Here is a 5,254-nt window from a genome sequence, read left to right as displayed (position 1 = left end):
GGGGGCCCCAAAAGAGCTTTCCCACAGCCAAAGCTCGGGCATCCCGTGTTGCAAAGCCAAGGTGCGGGCACTTAGCCTGCCAACCCCTCAGGGCCCGCCACCAGAAGCGGAGCTGCCCCCGCACCTCCGTGGCCCGCACCACGCTCACGGGGTCCGCCTCCCTGGGCTCCACCCCGCCCCCGAAGAGGGGGGTGAGCAGGGTGTAGGTGCGCTCCCAGGTGAGAACGCGGGCGCCGTCCCGCCGCAAAAGCGCCCCTTCCCCCTCCTTGCGCCTGGGCGCGAACGCCTCCTCAAAGGCCCGGACCTTCCGGCTCATGCTCCCTCCCACTTCCAAAGCGTCCCGTCCCAAACCCCCAGGGCGGCCAGGCCAAAGCCGTCCCTCCGGTCCTGCTCTTCATCGGAAAGGTTCTGGAACCAAGTCCGCTCCGCCCAAGCCCGAATCTCCCCTTCGCCCCAGGCCTCGGGAAGCCGCACGAAGTAGACGCTTCCCGCGGGCACCGCCCGTCGGCTCGGCTTGGGCCTCCCCTCCCTTAGGTCCCAGCCCGAGACCGCCTGGGGCCTCCCCACCACCGCCGCCTCCACCCGGGCCCCGCCGAAAGCCCCGCCCTTGGGGAGGTAGGCCCCTTCCAGGAAGGCGGGGGTGAGGAAGAGGATGCGGGCGGCCTTGGACCGGACCAGGCCTTGCACCAACGCCTCGGGCAGGGGGGGCACCCCAGGGCCCCCCTTGCGCCAGAAGGCGAGGCGCCTTTCCCCGCCCAAGGGGAAGATGCCCTCCAGCTCCTTTTCGGGCCAGAGGACCAGGGCGAGGCGGCTCCGCCCTCGGGCGAACTCCAGCCCCGAGGTCTGGAAGAGGAAGCCCTCCCGGGCCGTCTGGGTGGCCCCCTCCAGGGCCACGTGGGTGCGCACCTTTTGACCACCGTTTTGTAGCCCGTAGCCACTCATTTCGGCCGTCTGGGTGGCCCCTTCCAGGGCCACGTGGGTGCGCACCTCCGGGGTGGGTCCGCCGTGGCCTTCCGGGGAGAAGCCCTCGGGGGAATCCTTTAGGATCCACTCTAGAAAGCTCTCCCAGTACCAGAAGGCGCTGAGGGGGGCGGGCTTCTCCTTGAGGGAGGGGCTCGGAAGCCCCACGGGGCGAAGACCCTCGGGGAGGTTGGTCCCCGCCCCTTCGGGAAGCTCCAGGGGGCGGAGGGGGTAGACCCTTTCCCCAAGCTTCAGGGCGTCTAGGGGCCGGGGCAGTAGAAGCCGCCACCCCTCCCTCCCCTCCTCCGCGAGGAGGGGCCCCCGCAAGCCCCAACGGAGGACCTCCTCGGCCTTCTCGGGCAGGGGAAGCCCCTCCAGCAGGGCCCGGCGGGTGCGGTAGGCCCCGGCCAGGGTCTGGGGCAAGGGGAAGGGAAGGCTTCTCGCCCGGGCCCCGGGGCTGTTGGTGAAGGGCCTGCCGTCCCGGACGATGAGGGGGTCCCTAGGCTCAATGAGCATCCCACACCTCCCGGCTTTCCACGGGCACGCCCGCCTGGTCCAGGGCCTCGGCGAAGGGCCGGGCAAGGAGGAGCTCCCCCGCCAAGCGGCGCACGTCCTCGCCGGTGCGGAGCCACGCCTCAAGCTCCTCCCGGTACGCCTGCCTCATCTCCCTCCTCCCCAGGATGCGCAGGGCCTCGGCCACCAGGGCCTCGTCGGGAAGGGCGTCGCCCGCCTCCCGCACCAGGGCCGATAGCTCGTAGGCGGCCCTCGAGGGCACCTCCCCCGCACGCTGGAGGTCGGCGTAGCGGAGGAGGCGGCGGGTGAGGGGGGGCTTTTCGTCCCAGCGGCCCCGCGCCATCCGCTCCGAGCCCGAGCGGGGGCTATAGGCCACGCAGAGGGCGTTGCGCTGGGGCTTTCCCTCCTTGGCCTGCTTCTCCGCCCGGCGGGCCAGGTCCAGGGCGTCTTGGAGGGGCTCCAGGTGGTGCACCACGGCGAGGCCCACGGAGAGGCTGGGGGCTTTCTCCGGCCCGCCAAAAGGGGCCATGACCTCTTGGAAGCGCTCCGCCAGGGCCTTGGCGGCCATGAGGGCCTTGTGGAGGGGAAGGAGGGCCAAAACGTCGTCCCCCCCCGAGTAGACCAGGGCGCCCCCGTGGGCCTCCACGAGGCCCTTCACCTCGGCGGCAAACTGGAGGGCCAGGGTGTTGGAGAAATCCCGGTGCGCCTCCGGGGTCTTTAGGCGGTCCAGGGCCTCCCCCATCCGGTCCCCGTCGGCGTGGAGGAGGGCGTAGTAGGCCCCGGGGGGCGCCCTCACCCCTTTTTGGGAAAGCGCCCTCCAAAGCTCCCGGAGGCGGGCCCGGGCCTTTTCCAAAAGCCCGGAGTCCTCGGCGAGGGCGGGGAACTCGGCGAGGCGGGTTTCATAGAGGAGGCGGACGTCCCACTTCGCGAAGGGGGTGTGCTGCAGAACGGGGTGGCGGTTTCCTTCCCTGGCCTCCTCGCCCGCCATCCGGGCCAGGTCCTTTAGGGCCTCCTCCAGCACCCCCTCCTGGCCCGCCCTCCTCACCCCCTCAAAGAAGGGGAGGGCCGCCACGTGGGTGGTGCTGAGGAAGCCGTGCTTCGTCTGCCACCAGCGCTTGAGCAGGTCCGGGCCCGAGAGGTACTCCCCCGGGCGCAGGCCGAGCCGGACCCGGAGGCGGTCCGCCCCCTCCTGGGGCAGGCGGAGAACGCTTTCCCGGGCCCCGTCCAGGGAGCTCTTGTAGGCCGGGCTTCCCCAGGAGGCGGGGGCGAAGTCCCGGGTGTTCTTGCGGGCCGCGAGGAGGGCCATGAGCCGCTCCCGGGCCCCGGGGTAGTCCCCCTTTAGGGGGAGGTAGGCGTAGTACCCCTCCAGGAGGTCCTTGACCTGCTCCAGGGCTTCTTCCCAAAGAAGGTGGTCCTTGCGGGGGGTGAAAACCTCCCTCGCCCGCGCGAGAAGGCAGTTCTTGGCGGCCTTTAGGGCTTTTTCCCCCAAGCCCTTTGGGTCTTTCCCTTCGGGAACCCGGACGAGGAGCACGTTGGGGATGCCCGCCTCGGCCAGGGTTTTATGCGTTGCCTCGCTTTCGGGGGCCGGGACTGGGGTTTCAAGCGCCGCCTCGCTTTCGGGGGCCGGGAAGATGAGGTTTTGTACCCCCACCTCCTTGGCGAGGGCCTTGGCGGCGCAGGCCGCGGCCTCGGAGAGGAGGCGGCTTCCCGCGAAGAGGTCCCGGGTTCTCCGGGCGGTGGCGATGAACTCCTGCACCGGGCCCAGGGCGATAGCGAGAAGGTGATCCATAAGCCCTCCGGTTATGCCCTAGTATACCGGCACCCTAGAGCCCCGCCAAGCCTAGGGCCTCCTCCAGGTCCTGGGGGAAGCGGTAGACCCCCTGGACGCCTTCCCCGACCTCGAGGGCCATGTAGACCAGGTTGGGGCTCGAGGGCGCAGAACCCCCTTCCCAGGAACGGGCCACCATGAGCCCCCTGGCCCGGCTTCCCCCCACGGAGGCCACCAGGTTCCTCATCAGGGGAGCCCGCCCCTTGAGGCTGGCCGCATCGGGCTTGCACTCCACGAACCAGAGGGTGCCCCGGTGGAAGAAGACCCCGTCCACCTCGGTGGACTGGGGGGCCAGGGCCCCGTCCCCGAGGGGCACCAGGTGCCCGCCCATCCTGGCCGTCCCTCCCCTCGAGGCCAGGTGTTGGTGAAGGTGGAAGTAGACGAAATACTCCAGGGCAAGCCCCTTGAGGCTCTCCCGCTCCTTCGGAGGAAAGGCGCATCCGAGGCGCCGGGCGAAGAGGCGGAGGAACTGGTCCACCACGGGGGAGGTTTTCCAGGAGGCCTGGACCTCGGCCCAGCGCCGGAGGATCCCCTTCGCCGCGGCCAGGACCTCCGGGTCGGGGGAAAGGGAAGGGCACCTCTGCTGCAGGCGGTAGCCCCGGAGGGCGAGGAGGTCCTCGGGCCGCCCCTCCTCCCAGGGCACCCGGGCCTCCCCTCCCTCCAGGAAAAGGAGGCGGTCCCCCTCCAGGTAGTGGGCCCGGGCCCCCTCCCTCAGGGCCAGGTAGAGCCCCAGGGCCATGGCGTGGGTCCCGCCGTTCAGGTTGGCGTGCACGGGGTGGCCCCGCCTGAGGGCCTCCTCCACCACGGGGGAAAAGAGGTCCCGCACCTCCCAAAGGGCCCAGGGCCCGGGGAGGAGGCCGGCGTGCACCCGCACCCCCTTGTCCCGGAAGAAGGCCTCCGCCCACCGCAGGCGGCCTTCCATCTCCGGCGTGGTGAGGAGGTAGGCCTCCTTGGGGCGGGCGTAGAGGTAGGCCCCGTAGAGGGGCGCGGCCTGCTCGGAGACCAGGGCGAGAAGAACCGGTCCCTGGGAAGGCGGCGGGGCCTTGGGGAGGGGCTTTTCCCGAAAGAGGGAGGCCACCTCCCGCTCCAGGGGAGGCCCGGGGTCCACCAGGAAGACCCCGTACTCCTCCGCCCAGGCCCGCCAGCGGGCGAGGACCCTATCCCGCTCGTTTGGACGGTAGTTTCGGAGGTTGGCGGCGTGGTGGGGCACCACCGGAAGGCAGAGCTGGCCCCCAAGCTCCCTGGCCTCCTCGGCGAAGCGGGCGAGAGCCTTCCGAGCCATGTCCTTGGCCTCGCTCCCCAGAAAGGGCCGAAACCAGTAGGGCCGCCCCCGGTAGACCACGAAGAGCCCGCCTTCCCTTCGGGGAAGCCGGGCCGTCCGGGCCCCCTTGGGGAAGGGGAAGGCCGGGGGCGGGGGCGTTTCCGCCCACGCTTCCCCCAAGGGCTCCAAGTAGAGCCGGGCGTACTCCTCCAGGGTGAGGGCCTCCGCTTCCAGAGGAAAAGCCCCCTCCTCGGGCCAGAGGAAGAGGGCCCGGGGGGCCTCGAGGGGGCGGTGGGCCTCGAGGAGGAAGACCCGGGCCCCAGGCCGCCGCAGGCGCCCAAGCAGGCGCACCGCGAAGAGCTTGGAGCCGCCGGTGAGGTTGGCCCAGACCTCCCCTGTCCCCTCCTCCGGGGCGGGTGCCTCGGAAAGGGGGCGAACCTCGTGGGGGATGCCCTTCTCCTCCAGGAGGGCGAAGAGGGCCTGGCGCTTGGCCTCGTAGCCCTCGCCCCACGCCCTAAGGGCGTAGAAGATGGCCTTGGCCACGCCCCCCGCCCTTCGCGCCACCGTCTTCAGCCCCAGGTAGGCGGGGGCCGGGTCGTTGCCCAAAAGGGAGAGGTAAACCGGGCCGGGCGCCATGGGCTCTTTGAGAGCCCAGTATACCCCCGTCGCGAAAGGAAGGGCCAGCCCAGATG

General features: G+C 71.2%; 4 protein-coding genes. All 4 read right to left on the bottom strand.

The window, feature by feature from the left end:
- A partial coding sequence (cmr1, locus tag AC01Y6_RS09370; RefSeq protein WP_476671255.1) for a type III-B CRISPR module RAMP protein Cmr1 occupies positions 1 to 316 on the bottom strand: 316 nt, incomplete at its 3' end.
- Positions 313 to 1,476 (bottom strand): type III-B CRISPR module-associated protein Cmr3, encoded by a 1,164-nt coding sequence (locus AC01Y6_RS09365; protein ID WP_476671254.1) that lies wholly within the window; start codon positions 1,474 to 1,476, stop codon positions 313 to 315. The genes cmr1 and AC01Y6_RS09365, both read right to left, overlap by 4 nt.
- Positions 1,466 to 3,262 carry a type III-B CRISPR-associated protein Cas10/Cmr2 gene (gene cas10, locus AC01Y6_RS09360; RefSeq protein WP_476671252.1) on the bottom strand — a complete coding sequence of 599 codons (1,797 nt, stop codon included), beginning with the start codon at positions 3,260 to 3,262 and terminating at the stop codon, positions 1,466 to 1,468. Before cas10 ends, AC01Y6_RS09365 begins: the two co-directional genes overlap by 11 nt.
- A 34-nt stretch (positions 3,263 to 3,296) precedes the next feature.
- A complete protein-coding gene (locus AC01Y6_RS09355) occupies positions 3,297 to 5,198 on the bottom strand; it encodes a PDDEXK family nuclease (protein ID WP_476671251.1) in 1,902 nt (633 codons plus the stop codon).
- Between the last annotated feature and the right edge of the window lie 56 nt (positions 5,199 to 5,254).

Source organism: Thermus sp. (genome assembly GCF_056332225.1).
Note: the sequence above shows the minus strand (reverse complement) of the source record. Positions and strands in the feature narration are given on the sequence as shown.